Raw genomic sequence first — 18,594 nt, forward strand, 5'->3', positions numbered from 1 at the left:
CCGTCAGCTCCGGGGGGCGGTCGGCAGCGTGAACTCGCAGGAACGCAGCGCGCCGCCGGAGCGGTAGTCGAGGAACAGCCGGTAGCTGCCCGGCGCGGGGACCGACCCCGCGAAGGCGACGCCCGGCCCGGCCCGGTCGCCCGCGGCCGCGCCGGTGATCTCCGGACGGATCTCGAAGCGGGCCAGGTCGCCCTGGCGGACCGCGGTCAGCCGGCCGAAGGCGCCGCCGTCGAGGGGCTCGAGGTCGGTCACGCCGCCGCCGTCGCGCCCGACCGTGGCGAACAGCCGGGACTCCCCGCCGGGGACGAGCGCGCCGTCGAGGCGGACCTGCTGGTCGCTGCCGCCGCAGAGCCCGGCCCGGTCCTCCGAGGGGAAGGTGAACGCGCCGTAGGTGCCGGGCACGTGCAGGTCGGCGCCCAGGTCGAGGCGGGGGCCGCCGGTCGGGGTGAAGGCGGCGTAGAGGTGCCACACGCCCTGGCCGGGGAAGCGCACCGGGGCCCGCCAGACGCCGTCCGGGCCGAGGACGGCGCGCAGCCGCGTGTAGCCGGCGACGTCGCGGCGCAGGACGGCGACGTCCATCACCGGCGCCCCGTCCGCGGGGTTGTCGAAGCGGGTGACCGGGGCGCCGTCGGAGCCGGTGACGGTGAACGCGACCTCGGTCGGCTCGCGCCAGGGGTAGGTGGGCCGGACCGGGGACAGGGTGTAGCCCGCGACGGTGCTGAGGACCCCGCCCGGCAGCGCGGCGTCGCCGGTCGCCAGGCCCGCGGAGAGCACGCCGTCGTCGCCGATCTCGCCGCCGATCCCGCCGCCGATCCCCCCGCCGGGGTCGCCGGCGGTGCCCGGGACGGGCCCGGAGAGCGCGCCCACCGCGCCGCCCGCCGTCCACGCCGCGGTGAACACGAGCACCGACGCGGCGCCGAACCCGGCCAGCCGCGCCGCGGCCGATCCACCGATCCGCCCCATGCCCGCCTCCCGTCGCGCCGTCCCCCGGGTACAACGCGCGGACGGCGTAGTCGTTGCGCTCCGTGGAGCATCGGATGCGGACGGTGATCACACGGAGACGCGGGTCACCCGGCCCGGCGGGTGATCCGTACGACACGTCATGCTGGTGGGATGGCCGCCGCCCCGTCGCTCTCCGTTCACCGTCCCGTCACCGTCACCGGACAGCCGGCGGCGCCGGGCACGGCGTCGTGCGCGACCGGCGAGCGGCCGCCGTGGCCGGGCCGCCCGGTCACCTCCGGCGGCGTCACCCTGCACGTGCGCGAGACCCCGGGGGCGGACGGGACCGAGGCCGTCTACGTCCACGGGCTCGCCGGGTCGGCCACGAACTGGACCGACCTGGCCGGGCTGCTGGCGCCCCGCGCGGCCGGGCTCTCGGTGGACCTGCCCGGGTTCGGCCTGTCCGAGCCGACCGCGGCCCGCGACTTCACCCCGGACGGCATGGCCGACGCCCTGCTGTGCTGGCTGGCCGGGCGCGGGCGCCCGGTGCACCTGGTCGGGAACTCCCTGGGTGGCGTGGTCGCGATGACGGTGGCGGCCCGTCGTCCCGAGCTCGTCCGCACCCTCACCCTGGTCTCGCCCGCGATGCCAGACCGGCGTCCCGACCCGCGGCGGCTGTCGGACCCGCGGATGGCGCTGGCGATGGTGCCGCTGCTGGGCCGGGGCGCCCGCCGCGCGCTCGCCGAGGAGCCGTTGCGCTCGCGGGCCGAGCGGATCGTGAAGGTGTGCTTCGCCGACCCGCGGCGCGGCTCGGCGCGCCGGCTGGAGGAGCTGATCGCCGAGCACGAGCACCGCGCCACGCTGCCCTGGGCGGGGGAGGCGACCGACGGGGCGACCCGCGGCCTGCTGGCGCTCTGGGCCGGACGCCAGGTGTGGCGGCGTGCGGCCCGGGTGCCGGTGCCGTCGCTGGTCGTGTGGGGCGCCGAGGACCGGATCGTCACCCCGCGCCTGGCCGCGCGCACGGCCGCCGCGCTGCCGGACTCGCGCCTGCTCGTCCTGCCCGCGGCCGGGCACGTCGCGCAGATCGAGCGGCCCGAACAGGTCGCCGGCGCGGTCGGCGACCTGTGGGACTCCGCACCTGCGCCGCGGCGGGACGGCGTCGCTGCGGGAAGATGACGGCGAACCGGTGCGTTGAGACGCTCGGAAGACCCGCACGCGACCCGCGAGGAGTGGACGAGATGGCGCTACCGCCGCTGGTGGAGCCGGCTGCCGAGCTCACCAAGGAGGAGGTGGAGCGGTACAGCCGCCACCTCATCATCCCCGACGTCGGGATGGACGGACAGAAGCGGCTGAAGAACGCCAAGGTCCTCGTCGTCGGCGCGGGCGGCCTCGGCTCGCCCGCCCTGCTGTACCTGGCCGCCGCCGGTGTCGGCACGCTCGGCATCGTCGAGTTCGACGTCGTGGACGAGTCCAACCTGCAGCGCCAGATCATCCACGGCCAGTCCGACGTGGACCGCCCGAAGGCCGAGTCCGCCCGCGACTCGATCCGGGAGGTGAACCCCTACGTCGACGTCCGCCTGCACGACGAGCGCCTCACCAGCGAGAACGTGCTCGAAGTCTTCCGGGACTACGACCTGATCCTCGACGGCACGGACAACTTCGCCACCCGCTACCTGGTGAACGACGCCGCCGTGCTGCTGGGCAAGCCCTACGTCTGGGGCTCGATCTTCCGGTTCGAGGGCCAGGCGTCGGTGTTCTGGGAGGACGCGCCGAACGGGCAGGGTCTCAACTACCGCGACCTCTACCCCGAGCCGCCGCCGCCCGGGATGGTCCCGTCGTGCGCCGAGGGCGGCGTGCTGGGCGTGCTCTGCGCGTCGATCGGCTCGATCATGGTGAACGAGGCGATCAAGCTGGTCACCGGCATCGGCGAGCCGCTGCTCGGCCGCCTGGTGATCTACGACGCGCTGGAGACCACCTGGCGCCAGGTGAAGATCCGCAAGGACCCGGAGACGCCGAAGATCACCGAGCTGATCGACTACGAGGCGTTCTGCGGCACCGTCACCCAGGACGCGCAGGACGCCGCGGCCGGGAACACCATCACCGTCGGCGAGCTCAAGCAGATGATGGACGCGGGCAAGGACTTCCAGCTCATCGACGTCCGCGAGCCCCACGAGTACGAGATCGTGAAGATCCCCGGCTCGGTGCTGATCCCGAAGGACCGGATCCTGTCCGGTGCCGCGCTCTCGGAGATCTCGCAGGACAAGCCGGTCGTGCTGCACTGCAAGTCCGGTGGCCGCTCCGCCGAGGCGCTCGCCGCGCTGCACAGGGCCGGGTTCCGCGACGCCGTCCACGTGGGCGGCGGGGTGCTGTCCTGGGTCAAGCAGATCGACCCGTCGCAGCCGACGTACTGAGCCCCCGGCGGGCGTGAGCGGATCGTCCGCGCCCTACCCCGAACGGCCGCCCTCCCGGAAGCCCCGGGACGGCGGCCGTTCGTCGTTCCCGTTGTGGCACAACGTCACCGCCGGGCGACGAGGCGCCGCCGTTCGAGTGAACATCATCCGTTCACCCCCGTATTGGTCCCGTTGGGCGAAACATACCGACCGATCGCCGCGACATGGGGATGCCGGTGATCGACGGATGCGGGAGGACGCTCGGTGGAGGACTCGGTGCGTACGTGCGCTCTGCAGGGTTGCGACGCTCCGCTGGGGCCCGCGGTCGAGGTCCCGGGGGACCGTCCGCAGCGGCGCTACTGCTCGGCGGCGCACCGGGTGCAGGCCCGGCAGGCCCGCCGGGCCGCGGCGCAGGCGTCGGGCGACCAGCAGCTCTCGGACACGTTGCCGTGGCTGCGCGAGCCCGAGGCCACCGGTGAGGTGCCGCCCCCGCGACCCGCGCCGGCGCGCCGGCCGGTGGGGGCGCACCCGCCGTCGTCGGCCCGCCGGGACCGGCCCGGCCCGCTGCGCGCCCCGCGCACCCCGCTGCGGCACCGCCGCACCCTGGCCCTGATCGGCGCGACGGCGGTGCTGCTCGGCGGGTACGCGCTGGCGTCGTCGCCGACCTCGCCGCTCGGCCCGGTGGTGCCGCAGGAGCGCACCGCCGACCAGTGGGCCGGCGAGGCCCGCATCGCGCTGGCCGCGCTGGACGACCAGCTCGGCACGCTCAACGCGACCGAGCGGACCTGGCAGGCGTCCTCGCGCGAGCCCGGCCGCACCCCGGCGGCCGTCGCGAAGCTGCAGCAGCAGCGCGACACCCTGCTCCAGCAGCGCGCGGCGTTGCAGTCCCAGCTGCAGGCCTACACCTCCCGTCAGGACGCGGTGGACGCGCTCGCGGCGGCCGAGCAGCAGCTCGCCGAGCTGGACGGGATCGTCGCCGGACTGCCCCCGGCGTCGCGCCGCACCCCGGAGCAGGTGGCCGCGGCGGCGTCGCTGGAGGAGCAGCGCGACCTGCGCGCCCGCAACCGCGACGCCTGCGTCGACCGGCTCGCCGCGATCGACGACGGCATCGACCGGGCCCGCACCGCGCCGCTGCCCGGCTCGGGCGACGACACCGAGCAGGTCACCGACGACGTGCTGGCCCTGGCCCGCGGCGAGGAGCCGGCGACGCCGGACCCCACCGGGGTCCGCACCAACCCCGAGGTCCTGGCCGGCGGCCGGGAGACCGCCGGTGACCGCGAGCGCGACGACATCGGTACCAGCGGCCCGCCCGACCCGCGCGGGCCGCTCGACGAGACCCGTCCGCGCGCGGAGGGACCCGAGGGCGCGTCGGCCCGCGGGCCGGGCAGCACCCCGGGCCAGGACGCCGGGCCGGGGGAGAAGCTCGGCGGCGCGGTCTCCGGGGCGGCCGACGGCGTCGCGTCGCTGACCGGGCCGGACGAGGCCGCCGGCCCGGGGGACGGGGCGGGGCGCAGGGCCGGGGGCGGCGGGGACGCCGCGCCGGTCGAGCCGGCCGCGGCCGGGGGCCCGGTGAAGAAGGTCGGGCGCACGGTCGGCGACACCGCGCAGGGCGTCGGCGACACCACCGAGTCGGTCGGCAAGGGCGTCGACGACGTCGCCGGCGGGGTGACCGGGTCGCGTCCCGACCCGGCCCCGGGTGGCGGGGACGGGCCGGACTCCGGTGGCGGCGGGGCGGGTGGCGCGGACCGCGCGGCCGAGCCCGCGCCGTCCGCCCCGTCCGCGCCGTCCGCCGACCCCGCTCCGCGGACGGGCGGCGGCTCCGGGTCCGGCTCGTCCGGGTCGGGCGGCGTCGTCAGCGCGGTGGCCGGGTCCTACGTCGAGGCCGCGATGGGCGAGGAGGCGGCCGCCCCGGTGCTGGCCGAGGCCGACCGGCAGGCGGCGGAGCAGATGTCCGCACGCTCCGGCGGGTCGTCCCGGTCGGGCGGCGGATCCTCCTCCGGCTCCTCCGGCTCCTCCGGCTCCTCCGGCTCCTCCGGCTCCTCCGGCTCCTCGCGGTCCGGCGGGTCGGGCTCGTACGCGGAGGCGGTGTCGTCGTACGCGACCGGCGGGTCCGGTGGCTCCCGCTCCGGCGGCGGTTCGAGCGGTTCCGACGGCCGCTCGGACAGCGGCTCCCGTGGCGGCTCCGGCTCGGACTCCGGCGGCTCGGACCGCGGTGGTTCGTACTCCGGTGGTTCGGACCCGGGCGGCTCGGACTCCGGTGGTTCGGACCGCGGTGGTTCGGACCGCGGTGGTTCGGACCGCGGTGGTTCGGACTCGGGTGGTTCGGATTCCGGTGGTGCGGACTCCGGCGGATCCGGGTACGGCTACTACTGAGGCGGCGCCGGTCCGGCCCCGTCCGGGGCTCCCGGGGGCCCTTGATCACCCGATCGGTGCGTCCGCGACGCGCGGTTCGGGCGTGGCGCGACGAGCGCGGGCCCCGACCGCGGGTACCGTCCCCGCCGTGACCGCTGCCCGCACGCTCGCCTCCGCGCCGGCCGCGAGCGTCCTGCCCGAGCACGTCCGCACCGCCTTCGGGGTGCGTGAGGCGTCCCCGCGTCCCGTCGTGTGGGCGGGGCAGCGTGCCTGGCAGTGCGGCGAGGTGCTGCTCCGGCCGGTGTCCGACCACGTCGTCGCGGCCTGGTCGGCGACGGTCCTGGAGAACCTCGAGGTCCCCGACGTCCGGCTCGCCCGCCCCGTGCGCTCCTCCGACGGCCGCTGGGTCGTCGGCGGCTGGGCGGCGTCGCGGCACGTGCCCGGCGTCCCCGAGCCGCGCCACGACGAGGTCGTCGCCGCGTCGCTGCGGCTGCACGCCGCCACCGCGACGGTGCTGCGCCCGCGCCTGCTCGACGACCGCGACGACCTGCTGTCCCGCTCGGCGGCCGCCGCGTTCGGCGAGCGCCGCCTGGACCTGCACCCCGACACCGGCGGCCGGCTGTTCACCGAGCTCGCCGCGCACCGGCGCACGATCCGGCTCACCCCGCAGGTCGTGCACGGCGAGCTGTTCGGGGCGATGCTGTTCGACCCCGCGGGGCGTCCGGCGGTGCTCGACCTCGTGCCGTTCTGGCGGCCCGCGGAGTGGGCGGCGGCGGTCGTCGTCGTCGACGCGGTCGCGTGGGGCGGCGCCGACGAGGACCTGATCGAGCGCTGGTCGGAGCTGGCGGAGTGGCCGCAGTCGCTGCTGCGCGCGGTGCTCTACCGGCTCGCGCTGCACGCCCAGCACCCCGACGCGACGACCGACTCGCTGGCCGGGATCGAGCGCGTCGCGGGCCTGGTCAGCCGCCGCCTCTAGCGGCACCGGCGCGACCGTCGCCCTCACACGTGCGGATCGGCACGTGTGAGAAGAGCGTTGCGAGGGTGTCACGCGCGGCCACCCGTCGGAAACGGTGTCTGCCTAGCGTCGTCGACGACGACACCGCCGGCGATCAGGAGACCGATCCGTGACCACCACCCCCACGTCCGGGCGCCGTATCGGCGGCCGCTGGATCGACCACTGGGACCCCGAGGACGAGGGCTTCTGGGAGCGCACCGGCAGGCCGATCGCCCGCCGCAACCTGTGGCAGTCGATCTTCTCCGAGCACATCGGGTTCTCGATCTGGACGATCTGGTCGGTCCTGGTGCTGTTCATGGGCCCGGAGTACGGCTTCACCGCGGCGCAGAAGTTCTTCCTGGTCGCGGTGCCGACGCTGGTCGGGGCGGTCCTGCGGCTGCCCTACACCTTCGCCGTCGCCCGCTTCGGCGGCCGCAACTGGACGATCGTCGCGGCGTCGCTGCTGATCGTCCCGACCATCCTCGCGATGATCGTGGTGGAGCCGGGCGTGTCGTACACGACGCTGCTCGTGGTGGCCGCGGTCGCCGGCGTCGGCGGCGGCAACTTCGCCTCGTCGATGGCCAACATCAACGCGTTCTTCCCCGAGCGGGAGAAGGGCTGGGCGCTCGGGCTCAACGCGGGCGGCGGGAACCTCGGCGTCCCGGTCGCGCAGCTGCTGGGCCTGCTGGTCATCGCGACCCTGGGCGCGGGCTCCCCGCGGGTGCTGCTCGCCCTCTACCTGCCCTTCATCGTCGTCTCGGCGGTCCTCGCGTGGCGGCGGATGGACAACATCGCCGCGATGTCCAACGACACCGGCGCCTTCACCGAGGCCTGCCGCGACCGGCAGACCTGGATCATGTCCTTCCTCTACATCGGGACGTTCGGGTCGTTCATCGGCTACTCCTTCGCGTTCGGCCTGGTCCTGCAGAACCAGTTCGACCGGACCCCGCTGCAGGCCGCCGCGGTCACGTTCATCGGACCGCTGATCGGCTCGCTCATCCGGCCCTACGGCGGCCGGCTCGCCGACCGCTTCGGCGGCGCCCGCGTCACGCTGTGGAACTTCGCCGGGATGGCCGTCGCCACGCTGGTGATCATCTTCGCGTCGGGGATCGCGTCGCTGACGCTGTTCACGGTCGGGTTCATCGTGCTGTTCACGCTGTCCGGCGTCGGCAACGGCTCGACCTACAAGATGATCCCGGCGATCTTCACCGGGCGGGCCCGGGCCGCGATCGCCGACGGCGCCGACCGCGCGGGCGCGCTGTCCACCGCCCGCAGGCTGTCCGGCGCGGTGATCGGCATCGCGGGCGCCGTCGGGGCGCTCGGCGGGCTGTTCATCAACCTCGCGTTCCGCCAGTCGTTCCTGACCGTGCAGTCGGGCACCCCGGCGTTCTGGAGCTTCCTGGCCTTCTACGTGGTGTGCATCGGCGTCACCTGGGCGGTCTACCTGCGCCCGGTCCCGACGCCGGCCGGGACGACCGGCGCCCCGGCCGTGGCCCGGGTGTGAGCACGGACGGCCGGACCGCCACCCACTGCCCGTACTGCGCGCTGCAGTGCGGGCAGTGGGTCGGGCCGTCCGGGGAGGTCGACGCCCGGCAGTTCCCCACCAACGCCGGGGGCATGTGCCAGAAGGGCTGGACCTCCGGCGCTCTGCTCACCCATCCGCAACGACTGACGACGCCGCTGGCCCGGCCCTCGCGCGACACCGGGTTCCGCCCGGTGACCTGGGACGACGCGCTGTCCGGCGTCGCCGCCCGGCTGGCCGCGCTGCGCGCCGAGCACGGCCCGGACGCCGTCGCCGTCTTCGGTGCGGGCGGGCTCACCAACGAGAAGGCCTACCTGCTCGGCAAGTTCGCCCGCGTCGCGCTCGGCACCAGCCAGATCGACTACAACGGCCGCTTCTGCATGTCCTCGGCCGCCGCGGCGGGCAACCGCGCGTTCGGCCTCGACCGCGGGCTGCCGTTCCCGGTGACCGACCTCGACGACGCCGAGGTCGTCGTCCTCGCCGGCGCCAACGTCGCCGAGACCATGCCGCCGCTGATGTCGCACCTGGCCGGGGCGCGCCTGGTCGTCGTCGACCCGCGGCGCACCCCGACCGCGGAGCGCGCGCTCGCCTCCGGCGGGCTGCACCTCGCGCCGCGCCCGGGCACCGACCTGGTGCTCGCGCTGGGGATGCTGCACGCCGCCGTCACCGGCGGGCACCTCGACCTCGCCTACCTCGACGAGCGCACGACCGGCTTCGACGACGTCTGGGCCGTCGCCGGGCAGTGGTGGCCCGAGCGCGCGGAGCGGGTCTGCGGGGTCGCCGCGTCGGACATGCGCACCGTCGTCGGGTGGCTCGCGGCCTCCACACGGCGCTACGTGCTGACCGCGCGCGGCGCCGAGCAGCACGCGCACGGCGTCGACACCGTCGCCGCCTGGATCAACCTGTCGCTCGCGCTGGGCCTGCCCGGGCGCCCCGGCTCCGGCTTCGGGACGATCACCGGGCAGGGCAACGGGCAGGGCGGGCGCGAGCACGGCCAGAAGTCCGACCAGCTGCCCGGCTACCGCCACATCGCCGACCCGGCCGCCCGCGCGCACGTCGCGTCGGTGTGGGGGGTGGCGCCGGAGTCGCTGCCGGGCCCCGGCCGCAGCGCCGTCGAGCTCCTCGACGCCCTCGGCCGCCCCGGCGGACCGCGGGCCCTGCTGGTGTTCGGCTCGAACGTGCTGGTCTCCGCCCCGGACGCGCGCGCCGTCGCCGAGCGGCTCGACGCGCTGGACCTGCTCGTCGTCGCCGACGTGGTCCCGGGGGAGACGGCGGCGCGCGCCGACGTGCTCCTGCCGGTGGCCCAGTGGGCCGAGGAGGAGGGCACGATGACCAACCTGGAGGGACGCGTGCTGCGCCGGCGCCGCGCACTGGCGCCGCCGCCCGGGGTGCGCACCGACCTCGAGGTGGTCGCCGGCCTGGCCGCCGCGCTCGGCGCGCCGGGGGCGTTCCCGTCCGACCCGCGCACCGTGTTCGACGAGCTGCGCCGCGCCTCGGCCGGCGGGCCCGCCGACTACGCGGGCGTCTCCTACGAGCGCCTGGACGCGGGCGAGGCCCTGCACTGGCCGGTCCCCGCCGACGACCACCCCGGCACCCCGCGCCCGTTCACCGAGCGCTTCGCCCACCCCGACGGGCGCGCCCGGATGCTGCCGGTCGACCACGTCGAGCCCGACGAGCGCGTCGACGGGGAGTTCCCGCTGGTCGTCACCACCGGACGGGTGCTGGTCCACTACCAGTCCGGCGCGCAGACCCGCCGGGTCCCCGAGCTGGCCGGTGTCGCCCCGGAGGTGGTCGTCGAGGTGCACCCGGACACCGCCGCCCGGGCGGGCCTGGCCGACGGCGACCCCGCCGACGTCGTGTCCCGCCGCGGGACGACGACCGCCCGGGTGCGCTGCGTGCCGACGCTGCGCCAGGACACGGTCTTCCTGCCGTTCCACTACGGCGGCGCGGGAGCCGCGAACAACGTCACCAACCCGGCCCTGGACCCGGTCAGCCGGATGCCGGAGTTCAAGGTCGCCGCGGTGCGCCTGGAACCCGCCGCGACCGGGGACCGCGCGGCAGGCCGGGTCCCGGAGAAGTCGGGTGCGGGGCGTAGTTGTCAGGGTTAACCTGACAGCATGTCCGACATCGAACACGCCCTCACCGTCGACGTCGCCGCGGCCGCGCAGGCCGTGACCGCGGCGGCCGTCGCCGAGCTCGACCGCCACGCCGACGCCGTCGCCGGCGTCCCGCCGCTGCCCGGCACCCCCGAGTGGGACGCCGAGCAGGGCACCGACGCGCCGGCCCGTCGCGAGGCCGCCTGGCAGCTCGCCGCGTTCCGCATCGCGCTGGCCGCGGGCCTCGACCCGCTGCCGCAGCTGGTCGGGCTGCGCCGCACCGGGACCAGCTGGGAGACGATCGGCCGCGCCGCCGGGGTCACCCGCCAGTCGGCGCACGAGCGGTGGGCCCCGCGGGTCGCCGGTGTCCTGGAGCGCTGAGCAGACCCGTGGCTCACGGCCGGCGACCGGCGAGAATGAGGACCTCGTAACGCCCGTGCAACCCCGGGCGTTCCGGGCGTAACCCCCCGTTCCTACCGTCGGTGCCATGAGCAGGCGCGTGGTGGTCGTCGGGCACGGCATGGTCGGCGCCCGCGTCGTGGAGGAGGTGCGCCGCCGCGACCCCGACGGCGCCCGGGTGCGGCTCACCGTGCTCGGTGCGGAGGCCAGGCCGGCGTACAACCGGGTGCTGCTGTCCACCGTGCTGGCCGGGTCACTGAGCCCGGCGGCGGTCGCGCTGCCGGTCGTCGACGGGGTCGCGCTGCACACCGGGGTCGCCGCCGAGCGGATCGACCGGGCCGCCCGGGTCGTGCACGCCGCCGACGGCACCGTCCACCCCTACGACGAGCTCGTCCTCGCCACCGGTGGCCGGGCCCGGCTCCCGTCCGTCGACGGGTTCGCCGACCCGGCCGCCCCGGACGTCCCCGCCCCCGGGGTCAGCCTGTTCCGCGACCTCGACGACTGCGAGCGCATCCTCGCCGCGGCCGCACCGGGGGCGCGGATCGCCGTCGTCGGCGGTGGTCTGCTCGGGGTCGAGGCGGCACGCGGGCTGGCCGGGCGCGGCGTCGCCGTCACCCTCGTCCACCCGCGCACGCACCTGATGGAGCGGCTGCTCGACGCCGGTGCGGGCGACGTCCTCGCGGCCGCGCTGCGCGCGCTCGGGGTCGACGTCCGCTGCGGGGTGGGGGCGAAGGCGTGGGACCCCGCCACCGGCCTGGACTGCGACGACGGCTCCCGGATCGCCGCGGACGCGGTCGTCGTCACCGCCGGGGTCGGCGCGAACTCCGGGCTGGCCGCCGACGCCGGGCTCGCCGTGGACCGCGGGATCCTCGTCGACGACCGCCTCGCCACCGACGACGGGCGCGTGCACGCCGTCGGCGACTGCGCCCGGCACCCCGGTGCGCCCGGCGGGCTCGTGCAGTCCGGCTGGGAGCAGGCCGCGGTGCTCGCCGACCTGCTCACCGGCACCGACCCGGCCGCGCGCTACCGCGGCACCCGCCCGGTCGTCCGGCTCAAGGCGGCCGGCATCGACCTCGCCGCACTCGGCGACCCGGGCGCCGGCGACGAGGAGCTGCGCGTCTCCGACCCGCGCCGCGGCCGCTACGGCGTGCTCGCGCTGCGGGAGGACCGCGTCGTCGGGGCCGTGCTCCTGGGCCTGCCCGACGCCGCCGCCACGATCACCGGTCTCTACGACGCCGGCACCCCCGCTCCCGAGGACCGGCTCGCACTGCTGCTCGGCCGGGCCCTGCCGGGGGAGGCCGTCGCGGCCGCCGACCCGGCCCGGATGCCGGGCGGCGCGGTCGTCTGCCGGTGCAACACGGTCACCAGGAACCAAGTGGTCGCGGCATGGCGCGAGGGCGCCCGCACCGAGGACGCCCTGTCGCGCCGCACCCGCGCGGGGACCGGCTGCGGGAGCTGCCGCGACACCGTCCGCGGGATCCGGGACTGGCTCGCCGACGTCGACCCGCCGCAGGACGGCGCGGCACGAAGGAGGACAGCATGAGGCAGCTGGTGGTCGTCGGGAACGGCATGGTGGGGCACCGCCTGGTCGCCGCGCTGCGCGACCGCGACCCGGCGGGGGAGTGGGCGGTCACCGTCCTCGGCGAGGAGCCCCGCCGCGCCTACGACCGCGTCGCGCTGTCGTCCTACGTGGACGGCCGGTCCGAGGAGGAGCTGCGTCTCGACGACGGGGACCTGCGCGACGACCCGCTGGTCACCTACCACCTCGGGGACGCCGTCGCGACGGTCGACCGCGACGCCCGCCGCGTCACCACCGCGGCCGGCCGCACGCTGGGCTACGACGCGCTGGTGCTCGCCACCGGCTCGCACCCGTTCGTCCCGCCGGTCCCCGGCAGGGACCTGCCCGGCTGCTTCGTCTACCGCACGCTCGACGACCTCGACGCGATCTCCGCGGCGGCCGCGGCCGCCGCGGCGCACCCGGACCGCAGGGGCCGTCCCTCGGCGGTCGTCGTCGGCGGCGGGCTGCTCGGGCTGGAGGCGGCGCGTGCGATGCGCCTGCTCGGGCTGTCCCCGCAGGTCGTCGAGATCGCGCCGCGGCTGATGCCGGTGCAGGTCGACGAGGGCGGCGGCGCGCTGCTCGGGCGGCTCGTCACCGCGCAGGGCATCGCCGTGCGGACCGGGGTGTCGCTGGCCGCGGTGTCCGCCGACCGCGGCCGGCTGCTCGCGACGCTGTCCGACGGCGTCGAGCTCGACGCCGACCTCGTCGTCTTCTCCGCCGGCATCCGCGCCTCGGACCGGCTCGCCCGCGACTGCGGCCTGCCCGTCGGCGAGCGCGGCGGGGTGCTGGTCGACGACCGCTGCCGCACCACCGACGACGCCGTCTGGGCGATCGGCGAGTGCGCGGCGCTGCAGGGCCGCACCTACGGCCTGGTCGCGCCCGGCTACGCGATGGCCGAGGTCGTCGCGGACCGGCTGCTCGGCGGCGGGGCGCGGATGACCCCCGACGAGCTGGACACGTCCACCCGGCTCAAGCTGCTCGGCGTCGACGTCGCGAGCTTCGGCGACGCGCACGCGGCCACCGAGGGCGCGCTGGAGATCGTCGTCGACGACCCGGTGGCGGGCACCTACTCCAAGCTGGTCGTGTCCGACGACGCGTCGACGCTGCTCGGCGGGGTCCTGGTCGGCGACGCCTCGCGCTACGGCGCGCTGCGCCCGCTCGTCGGGGGCCGGCTGCCCGACGACCCGGTCACCCTGATCTCGGCGGGCGGCGCCGAGCCGGACGCGTCCGTGCTGCCGGACTCCGCGCAGATCTGCTCGTGCAACGCCGTCACCAAGGGCGCGCTGTGCGCCGCGATCGACGGCGGCGCGCACACCGTGCCGGAGCTCAAGGTCTGCACCCGCGCCGGGACGACCTGCGGCTCGTGCGTCCCGGCGCTCGCACGGATCCTGGCCCAGCAGGGGGTGGAGGTGCCGAAGGCGCTCTGCGAGCACTTCGACCACTCCCGCGCGGAGCTGTTCGAGATCGTCGCCGGGGCCGGCATCCGGTCGTTCTCCGACCTGGTCGCCCGTCACGGCCGCGGTGCCGGCTGCGACGTCTGCAAGCCCGTCGTCGCCTCGATCCTCGCGACGCTGCACAACGAGCACGTCCTCGACGGCGAGCGCGCCACCCTGCAGGACACCAACGACCACTTCCTCGCGAACCTGCAGCGCAACGGCACCTACTCGGTGGTGCCGCGGATCGCGGGCGGCGAGGTCACGCCCCGAGGGCTGATCGCGATCGGCGAGGTCGCCCGCGACTTCGGCCTCTACACCAAGATCACCGGCGGGCAGCGGATCGACATGTTCGGCGCCCGCGTCGAGGACCTGCCCGCGATCTGGACGCGCCTGGTCGACGCCGGGTTCGAGTCCGGCCACGCCTACGGCAAGTCGCTGCGCACCGTGAAGTCCTGCGTCGGGACGACCTGGTGCCGCTACGGCGTGCAGGACTCGGTGGGCATGGCCGTCGAGCTGGAGCTGCGCTACCGGGGGCTGCGCAGCCCGCACAAGCTGAAGTCCGGCGTCTCCGGGTGCGCGCGCGAGTGCGCCGAGGCCCGGTCGAAGGACTTCGGCGTGATCGCGACCGAGCGCGGCTGGAACCTCTACGTCGGCGGCAACGGCGGCTCCACCCCGCGCCACGCCGAGCTGCTCGTGTCCGACGTGGACTCCGCGACGCTGGTGCGCACGATCGACCGGTTCCTGATGTTCTACGTCCGCACCGCCGAGCGCCTGCAGCGCACCGCACCGTGGATCGAGGCGATGGAGGGCGGGCTCGACCACCTGCGCGCCGTGGTCGTCGACGACGCGCTCGGCATCTGCGCCGACCTCGACGCCGCGATGGCCCGCCACGTCGACTCCTACGCCGACGAGTGGGCCGGCGTCCTGGCCGACCCGCAGAAGCTGGAGCGGTTCGTGTCCTTCGTCAACGCCCCCGGCACCCCGGACCCGACCGTGCGCTTCGTCGAGGAACGGGGCCAGAACGTCCCGGCGCCCGGCCGGCCCGACGAACCGGTCCTGATCGGGCTCCCGGAGGTGTCCCCGCGATGACCGCGCCCGTCTCCACGCCCGCGCCCGCCCCGGCCGGGACCGAGCCCGCAGGCTGGCTCACCGTCTGCGCGCTGCGGCGGCTGCAGCCCGGCCGCGGCGCCGCGGCACTCGTCGGCGACACCCAGGTGGCGCTGTTCCGGCTCGCCGACGGCTCGCTGCACGCCCTGGGCAACATCGACCCGTTCAGCGGCGCCGCCGTCGTCTCGCGCGGGATCGTCGGCGACCGCGGCGGCGAGCCGACGGTGGCGTCGCCGGTGCACAAGCAGGTCTTCGCGCTCCGCGACGGCCGCTGCCTCGACGACGACGCTGTGAGCCTGCCCGCGTTCGCCGTGCGGGACATGGGCGGTGCGGTGCAGGTCGGGATACGGTGAGAAGTCCTGTCCGCAGCGCCGCGCCCACCACACCACGCGACGCGCCCGCCCGTGCCGACCGGCCCACGGCCGCGGCACCCGGCGGAGGAACGGAGGATCGGTGACCCGAACCGCCACCGCCCGAGACGCCGGCGCCGCACCCGCCACGACGCCGGTGCCGCCGCTGGCCGGGTTCACCGTGGGGATCACCGCGGCCCGGCGCGCCGAGGAGCTCGCCACGATGCTGGAGCGCCGCGGCGCGAGCATCCAGCACGGTCCGGCGCTGCGGATCGTCGCCCTCGCCGACGACGCCGACCTGGAACGGCGCACCCGCGAGCTCGTCGCGGCACCCCCGGACATCACGGTGGCGACGACCGGCATCGGCTACCGCGGCTGGATCGAGGCCGCCGACGGCTGGGGCCTGGGCGAAGAGCTGCTCGCCGCGCTCGGCCGCTCGGAGATGCTCGCCCGCGGCCCGAAGGCCCGCGGCGCGATCCGCGCGTCCGGGCTGGTCGACGCCTGGTCGCCGGAGTCGGAGTCCACCGCGGAGGTGCTGGAGCACCTGCTCGAGCGCGGCGTGGAGGGCAGCCGGATCGCGGTGCAGCTGCACGGGGAGCCGCTGCCCGACGTCGTCGACGCCCTGGAGATGGCGGGCGCCGAGGTCGTGACCGTCCCCGTCTACCGCTGGGCCCCGCCGCTCGACCTCGGACCGCTCGACCGGCTCGTCGACGCCACGCTGGCCGGCGGGATCGACGTCCTGTCGTTCACCAGCGCGCCCGCCGCGGCCGGGATCCTGGCCCGTGCCGCGGAGCGGGGGCTGCGCGAGGACCTGCTCGCGGCGCTGCGCGGCCCGGTGCTGGCACTGTGCGTCGGCCCGGTCACCGCCGCGCCGCTGGAGGCGCTGGACGTGCCGACCGTCCAGCCCCAGCGCTCGCGGCTCGGCGCGATGGTGCGGACCTGCGAGTCGGTCGCCCCGGCCCGGGCCCGCCGGCTGCCGGTCGACGGCCACCAGCTGGAGCTGCGGGGGCACGCCGTCCTCGTCGACGGGGTGCTGCGCCCGCTCCCGCCGACGCCGATGGCGCTGCTGCGGCTGCTCGCGAAGCGGGCCGGGCGGGTCGTGTCCCGCGCGGAGCTGCTCGCGGCGCAGCCCGGCGGGGCCGGTGACGAGCACGCCGTCGAGAACGCGATCGCCCGGCTGCGCGCCGCGCTGGGCGTCCCCGGGCTGGTGCAGACCGTGGTGCGGCGCGGCTACCGGCTCGCGCTGGAGCCCGAGCACGGCGCGCACTGCGCGGAGGACCCGGAGGTGACCCGGTGACCGCGCTCCCGCTGCTGCTGGTCGCGCACGGGTCGCGGTCCGACGCCGCCGACGCGGTGGTCCGCTCGCTCGCCGCGGCCGTCGCCGAGCGGGGTCTCCGGGTCGAGGTCTGCTACGTCGACGTGCGCGGCCCGAAGGTCGTCGACGCCGTGACCGCGTTGCAGGATCAGGGGTGCGACGGTGCGGTCGTCGTGCCCGCGTTCCTCGCCGCCGGCTACCACGTGCGCACCGACCTGCCCGCCCAGCTCGCCGAGGCCGGTGCCGACCCGGCGCGGTTCCGGGTGACCCGCTCGATGGGCCCCGACCCGCTGCTCGCCGCCGCCGCCCTGGGCCGGCTGCGCGGGGCCGGGTACCGCGACGGCGACGCCGTGGTCCTCGCCGCGGCCGGGTCGTCGGACCCGTCCGCGGTCGCCCAGGTGCACGCGAGCGCCGCGATGCTCGCCCGCCGGGTCGGCCGTCCGGTGCCGGTCGGCTTCGCCGCCACCGGCAGCCCGTCGGTGACCGAGCTGGTCACCCGGCTGCACGACGCGGGGGAGCGGCGGGTCGCGGTGGCGTCCTGGCTGCTCGCGCCCGGGGTGTTCCAGAACCGGCTGCTCGCGTCGGGGGCCGACGTCGTCGCCGAGCCGCTCGGCGTGCACGACGACGTGGTCGACGCCGTCCTCAAGCGCTACGCCGCCGGGGCCGCCGCGGTGCTCGCCGCCTGACCGTGCGCCCGCCCGACCCGGACCTGGTGGCCCGGCTGCGCGCCGCGGGCTGCGTGTTCGCCGAGGACGAGGCGGCGCTGCTGCGCGCGGCGGCCGCGGACGGTGCGGACCGCGAGGAGCTGGTCCGCCGCCGCGTCGCCGGGGAGCCCCTCGAACACGTCCTGGGGTGGGTCGGCTTCGACGGGCTCACGGTGCGCGTCGCCCCCGGGGTGTTCGTGCCGCGCCGCCGCTCCGAGGCACTGGTGCACGCCGCCGTCGCCGCGCTCCGGGAGACCGCCCCGGCCGCCGCGCCGGTGGTGGTCGACCTGTGCTGCGGCTGCGGCGCGCTCGGCCTCGCGGTGACCCGCCGCGCCGCGGCCGGTCCGGCGACCGCGGTGGAGCTGCACGCCGCCGACGCCGACCCCGTCGCGACCGCCTGTGCCGCACGGAACCTCGAGGGTACCGGCACCGTGCACACCGGCGACCTGTTCGCCGCGTTGCCCGCCCGCCTGCGCGGCCGGGTCGACCTACTGGTCGCGAACACGCCCTACGTGCCCAGCGGTGCGATCGCCGCGATGCCGCCCGAGGCCCGCGACCACGAACCGCACCGGGCCCTCGACGGCGGCCCCGACGGCCTCGACCCGGCCCGCCGCGTCGCCGCCGGGGCGGGGGAGTGGCTCGCCCCCGGCGGGACCCTGCTGATCGAGACGGGCACCGCGCAGGCCCCGGTGCTGGCCGAGGTGTTCGCGGCCCACGGCCTGACCGCCGCCGTCGGGACCGACGACGAGCGCGCCGCCACCTGGGTACAGGGCCGGGCACCCCGCTGACCTGCGACGACGCCGCGACGGGGCTGCCCGGACGGCCCTCTGGCCGCCCCGCTTTGCTCTGCTCACCGCGACGCAGCACACCACCCGACCCGCTCCTACGACGCCGCCCGCAGGCCCCGGACCGACCCGTCGACGTGCACGTTCGCGCCCCGGCGAGGGCCGGAACGTGCGACCCGACGGGAGGTCCGGAGGGGCCGCTGCGCAGGGGTGAGCAGAGCAAAGGGAGCGCCGGGCCTGCACCCGTCGCGCCGCGACGGCGGAGGAAGGAGGCGTCGCGGAGGGCATCGGGCGCTGCGGAACCGCGGTCGCGGCCGCGATGTCGCGACGCCCGATGACGGGGACCGGTGGCGTCCCGGGTCAGCGGCGGCGGTGCTCGGGTGGCAGCCGGCCGTCGACCATGATGATCCCCTCGGTGCGCAGCCGGGCGGCCTGCTCCGCGGCGATGTGCGGGGCGGCGCGACCGTCGGAGCGGGTGACGCGGTGCCACGGCAGGTCGGCGCCGTCCTCGGACAGGATCCGGCCGACGAGGCGGGCCGAGCGGATCCCGGCGAGCTCGGCGACCTCGCCGTAGCTGAGGGTCTGCCCGGCCGGGATCGACCGGACGACCTCGCGCACCCGCTCCAGGGTCTCCTCGTCCACACCGC

At 76.8% G+C, this 18,594-nt stretch carries 15 protein-coding genes; 13 read left to right on the forward strand and 2 right to left on the reverse strand.

Annotated elements, in window-relative coordinates; translation table 11 throughout:
- Positions 1-3 precede the first annotated feature (3 nt).
- The gene (locus WJX68_RS05900; protein ID WP_340286792.1) at positions 4-963 is read right to left on the reverse strand and encodes a hypothetical protein; all 960 of its coding nucleotides are present in this window, start codon (positions 961-963) and stop codon (positions 4-6) included.
- 150 nt (positions 964-1,113) lie between these two features.
- Here WJX68_RS05900 and WJX68_RS05905 point away from each other — a divergent pair, with 150 nt between their 5' ends.
- The 13 genes from WJX68_RS05905 to WJX68_RS05965 all read left to right on the forward strand — a co-directional run bounded on the left by WJX68_RS05905 (position 1,114) and on the right by WJX68_RS05965 (position 17,950).
- Entirely contained in the window at positions 1,114-2,115 is a 1,002-nt protein-coding gene (locus WJX68_RS05905; RefSeq protein WP_340286794.1) for an alpha/beta fold hydrolase, read from the forward strand.
- Between the two features lie 62 nt (positions 2,116-2,177).
- On the forward strand, positions 2,178-3,350 hold the full coding sequence (moeZ, locus tag WJX68_RS05910) for an adenylyltransferase/sulfurtransferase MoeZ (RefSeq protein WP_340286796.1): 1,173 nt from the start codon (positions 2,178-2,180) through the stop codon (positions 3,348-3,350).
- A 255-nt stretch (positions 3,351-3,605) separates the two neighbouring features.
- Positions 3,606-5,702 carry a hypothetical protein gene (locus WJX68_RS05915; RefSeq protein ID WP_340286798.1) on the forward strand — a complete coding sequence of 699 codons (2,097 nt, stop codon included), beginning with the start codon at positions 3,606-3,608 and terminating at the stop codon, positions 5,700-5,702.
- Positions 5,703-5,829: 127 nt separating this feature from the next.
- Complete coding sequence (locus WJX68_RS05920; RefSeq protein WP_340286800.1) at positions 5,830-6,657, forward strand: TIGR02569 family protein; 828 nt, start codon at positions 5,830-5,832, stop codon at positions 6,655-6,657.
- A gap of 148 nt (positions 6,658-6,805) precedes the next feature.
- The gene (locus WJX68_RS05925) at positions 6,806-8,179 is read left to right on the forward strand and encodes a nitrate/nitrite transporter (protein ID WP_340286801.1); all 1,374 of its coding nucleotides are present in this window, start codon (positions 6,806-6,808) and stop codon (positions 8,177-8,179) included.
- Positions 8,176-10,305, forward strand: coding sequence for a molybdopterin oxidoreductase family protein (locus WJX68_RS05930; protein ID WP_340286803.1), 2,130 nt, complete (start codon positions 8,176-8,178; stop codon positions 10,303-10,305). The genes WJX68_RS05925 and WJX68_RS05930 overlap by 4 nt, the downstream gene beginning before the upstream one ends.
- Positions 10,306-10,314: 9 nt before the next feature.
- Positions 10,315-10,674 (forward strand): hypothetical protein, encoded by a 360-nt coding sequence (locus WJX68_RS05935; RefSeq protein WP_340286805.1) that lies wholly within the window; start codon positions 10,315-10,317, stop codon positions 10,672-10,674.
- A gap of 106 nt (positions 10,675-10,780) precedes the next feature.
- The gene (locus WJX68_RS05940; RefSeq protein ID WP_340286807.1) at positions 10,781-12,235 is read left to right on the forward strand and encodes an FAD-dependent oxidoreductase; all 1,455 of its coding nucleotides are present in this window, start codon (positions 10,781-10,783) and stop codon (positions 12,233-12,235) included.
- Positions 12,232-14,775, forward strand: a complete 2,544-nt coding sequence (nirB, locus tag WJX68_RS05945; protein WP_340286809.1) for a nitrite reductase large subunit NirB — start codon at positions 12,232-12,234, stop codon at positions 14,773-14,775. The genes WJX68_RS05940 and nirB overlap by 4 nt, the downstream gene beginning before the upstream one ends.
- Positions 14,772-15,146: a nitrite reductase small subunit NirD gene (gene nirD, locus WJX68_RS05950; RefSeq protein ID WP_340286810.1), complete on the forward strand. Its 375-nt coding sequence runs from the start codon at positions 14,772-14,774 to the stop codon at positions 15,144-15,146. Before nirB ends, nirD begins: the two co-directional genes overlap by 4 nt.
- A 100-nt stretch (positions 15,147-15,246) precedes the next feature.
- The gene (locus WJX68_RS05955) at positions 15,247-16,440 is read left to right on the forward strand and encodes a uroporphyrinogen-III synthase (protein WP_340286812.1); all 1,194 of its coding nucleotides are present in this window, start codon (positions 15,247-15,249) and stop codon (positions 16,438-16,440) included.
- Complete coding sequence (locus WJX68_RS05960) at positions 16,437-17,144, forward strand: sirohydrochlorin chelatase (RefSeq protein ID WP_340286814.1); 708 nt, start codon at positions 16,437-16,439, stop codon at positions 17,142-17,144. The genes WJX68_RS05955 and WJX68_RS05960 overlap by 4 nt, the downstream gene beginning before the upstream one ends.
- A gap of 2 nt (positions 17,145-17,146) precedes the next feature.
- A complete protein-coding gene (locus WJX68_RS05965) occupies positions 17,147-17,950 on the forward strand; it encodes a putative protein N(5)-glutamine methyltransferase (RefSeq protein WP_340286816.1) in 804 nt (267 codons plus the stop codon).
- Positions 17,951-18,307: 357 nt separating this feature from the next.
- Here the strand turns inward: WJX68_RS05965 and WJX68_RS05970 are convergent, their stop codons facing one another.
- A complete protein-coding gene (locus tag WJX68_RS05970) occupies positions 18,308-18,589 on the reverse strand; it encodes an MGMT family protein (protein ID WP_340286818.1) in 282 nt (93 codons plus the stop codon).
- Positions 18,590-18,594: the final 5 nt, after the last annotated feature.

It is taken from the genome of Pseudonocardia spirodelae (assembly GCF_037727765.1).
In the GTDB taxonomy this organism is placed as follows: Bacteria; Actinomycetota; Actinomycetes; order Mycobacteriales; family Pseudonocardiaceae; genus Pseudonocardia; species Pseudonocardia spirodelae.

Coding starts and splice junctions, on each gene's coding strand:
- WJX68_RS05900 (WP_340286792.1), bottom strand. CDS start 963: ATGGGGCGGATCGGTGGATCGGCCGCGGCGCGGCTGGCCGGGTTCGGC.
- WJX68_RS05905 (WP_340286794.1), top strand. CDS start 1,114: ATGGCCGCCGCCCCGTCGCTCTCCGTTCACCGTCCCGTCACCGTCACC.
- moeZ (WP_340286796.1), top strand. CDS start 2,178: ATGGCGCTACCGCCGCTGGTGGAGCCGGCTGCCGAGCTCACCAAGGAG.
- WJX68_RS05935 (WP_340286805.1), top strand. CDS start 10,315: ATGTCCGACATCGAACACGCCCTCACCGTCGACGTCGCCGCGGCCGCG.
- WJX68_RS05940 (WP_340286807.1), top strand. CDS start 10,781: ATGAGCAGGCGCGTGGTGGTCGTCGGGCACGGCATGGTCGGCGCCCGC.
- nirB (WP_340286809.1), top strand. CDS start 12,232: ATGAGGCAGCTGGTGGTCGTCGGGAACGGCATGGTGGGGCACCGCCTG.
- nirD (WP_340286810.1), top strand. CDS start 14,772: ATGACCGCGCCCGTCTCCACGCCCGCGCCCGCCCCGGCCGGGACCGAG.